Source organism: Gordonia sp. NPDC003425 (assembly GCF_053588635.1).
Map to the genome: position 1 here is coordinate 1 of NZ_JBSFQI010000034.1, position 2,941 is coordinate 2,941.

A 2,941-nucleotide genomic window follows, 5' to 3' on the forward strand; every position below is an offset into this window, starting at 1 on the left:
CAGCGCTGCAACGCTGACTTGATCAAGTGACTACCGGGATCATTCTGCGGGAAGGCACGCCCTCCCAGATCCACAGGTCTTGATCATTCCTCGCGACTACAACACACACGACCTTGAGAACGTCTACACCGGAAACGACGCTCGAACACGATTGATACTTAACGCAGTCCGTGACTACGTCTCGTCTCCGACGACTATGCGCGCACTGGGCTTCTGCGTCTCCATTGCGCACGCCAAGTACATGGCCGGCGAGTTCACACGGCAAGGGCTGCGGTCATTGGCGATAACGCAGGAAACCAGCTCGGGTGACCGAGCCGCTGCCTTGCGGCAACTTCGTCTCGGAGAAATTGCCTGTCTATTCGCTGTAGACATCTTCAACGAAGGACTCGACATCCCAGACGTCGACACCCTGCTTATGCTGCGCCCCACGCAGAGCGCTACTGTGTTCCTTCAGCAACTTGGCCGAGGGCTTCGACGGAGCAATGACAAAGCTGTCTTGACCGTTTTGGACTTCATCGGCCACCAACGTGCCGAGTTTAACTTCGCGCCTCGTTTCACCGCCCTCACCGGTGCGCACGGACAACGCCTCATCGAGGAAATCGACAATGAGTTTCCGTTCTTGCCTGGGGCCAGCCGACTCGTGCTGGATCGACAGGCTCAGGAGGTCATCCTCGATTCGGTCAGACGTGCGCTCCCGAAGAATCGGCGACGGGCACTGGTCGAAGCTGTCCGGCAGGTTAACGCACCGGTGCTCGCCGAGTACCTACGGGCAACCGGTAGCAATCTCGCCGATATCTACTCGGGCAGCGGCACTCGCGCGTGGACGCCGGTGCTCCGTGATGCCGAGTTGCCTACCTTAGCGGCAGGGCCCGACGAAGAGCCGTTGCTGAGACGAGTCCGTGCGCTCGCGCATGTCGACGATCTAGAGCGGGCCGCCATCTACAGACGGCTCGCTTCGGCCGATGGACCCCAGTACGACGACCTAACCGCGCGCGAACGCGCGTACGCGCGAATGCTGTTTCTTACCCTGTGGTCTGACCATGGTGGCTTCTCTACGTACGACGAAGGGTTCGCACATCTTCGAGCGCACCCTGCCGTCTGCGCAGAAATTGGTCAGGTCATGGATGTATCGACAGCAGGGATTCGACACGTGCCTCGAGATCTCGAGGATGAGCACAAGGACATGCCGCTGCTGACCCACGCGCAGTATCGGCGTGAAGAAGTTCTAGCAGCGATCGGATTCGCCAGTATCGAGCGAAAAGCACGGGGCCAAGCCGGTGGCGTGACGTGGAGCGGTGAGACCGGAGCACTCTTCGTCAACCTCCACAAAGATGAAAGGGAGTTCAGTCCAACGACGATGTACCGCGACTACCCCATCTCTAGGACCGAATTTCATTGGGAATCACCCAATAACACTGCGGTCGACTCAGATATGGGTCGCCGCTACGTGCAGCAACGAACAAACGGCTGCGAGATTCTGCTCTTCGTACGCGACCGCCCGGACGGCGAGTTCGGCGCCATGCCGTTCATCTTCCTGGGACCGGTCGACTACGTCAGCCACCAAGGCGAGCGCCCGATCGCCATTAACTGGAAGTTGCGACGGGCTATGCCGATCGACGTGTTCGAGAGCGGATCTGTCGTCGCGAGTTAGGGGTGGTGACGCGCTCTGTACCCGAAGGGGCGCAACTTGGTACGGATAATGCCTCTGCGACGGCCAACAACTGAACGCGCGGGAGCGGGTCACGGTCCCACGCATCGGGGACTGGGTTCAAGATCCAACCGATCTTGGCCCCATCGCCTTAAGGATGCTTTCCTCCTTCAGCGTTTGCTCGTCCCGACCTTCTAAAGGGCTAGATGACTTGTGCGGTGAGAGGTCAGACGTATTTCACGTCGAGACTCAGCGGTGCTGATCGCTCGCAACCAACCTGGCTGCGCTGTCCGATCCAGCAGCTATGTCTCTAACGATATCGTCACGCATCCCTGCGGGGAAATCGAGTGCGATCACCCACTCGCTACTCGTCGTGCACCCCGCGGCCTCATCCTGATATGACAACCCGAAGGGAGCCGACAGCTCATCGCCGTAAGTCGTGAAACACCCTTTTCCGCCCGGAACGCTTGTTCCCGCATCGAGGAAGGGCTTGACCATGAGCAATTGCGGAACCGCTTCGAGATATTCGAGTAACGCATTATCTGTCAGCCAGTTTGCAACGAGCTGCGCGTCAGAATTTCCCGAAATGCGCCTGTGGAGTCGCACTTCGTAATCGTCATCAATGACGTCAAGTTCTGTGACTGCAGCGACTACCGAGTCGCTCAGCAGGCCGATTCGAGTGACGTTATCTCCTGACGTCATGCTCGCTGTTTCGCAGAAACAGACGTTCACCCACTCGTGGACGAGTTTCACGCTCGACCATGAGTCATCAACCGGCAGCAAACGGAGTAGTCCGTCGCCGGACGGGAACGGAGCGACAGGTACTTCGTTGATGGTCACATCCCAATCAGCTGGACATAAATTCTCAAGCTTGGATGGATCTGCCTCGGCTCTCAATACAAACGGGAGTTCTAATGAAATTGACGGGTCGGCGAAGATGCACGTCACCTCGTTCTCGCGAACCACTCCAAGATTTGGATCGGCCGCAACAGCGGAAAGGACAGTGCTGTCCGGCGTTTCGCCACCAAGGTCGCTATCCACGCCGTCGATACGGAGAATCATTCTATTGTTTCTCTTGATAATTTCGGACTCGCCAATTACGCTTGCCTTCGAGCTGTCTCTATACCTAGTGATTTTGTAAGTTGACGGTTTCACAAGACTCCTTATTGTGCGTTCAGAAGAACGACTTTTTCGCAGTCTGTCGACGGCCATGAAAAACTGCCCGTGTGCGGCCATGAAAGTGCCCGCTGACGGCCAATAAGGACTGCCCGCTGGCGGTCAGGTAGGTGCCCG

Annotated in this window: 1 protein-coding gene and 1 pseudogene; one reads left to right on the top strand and one right to left on the bottom strand. The window is 57.7% G+C overall.

Translation table 11 applies throughout. The features are described from left to right. Positions 1–94: 94 nt before the first annotated feature. Positions 95–1,651 (top strand): annotated as a pseudogene (locus tag ACWDTD_RS20390) (DUF3427 domain-containing protein); the annotation flags it as partial. 246 nt (positions 1,652–1,897) lie between these two features. Here ACWDTD_RS20390 and ACWDTD_RS20395 read toward each other — a convergent pair. Continuing rightward, on the bottom strand, positions 1,898–2,710 hold the full coding sequence (locus ACWDTD_RS20395; protein ID WP_449748937.1) for a hypothetical protein: 813 nt from the start codon (positions 2,708–2,710) through the stop codon (positions 1,898–1,900). Positions 2,711–2,941: the final 231 nt, after the last annotated feature.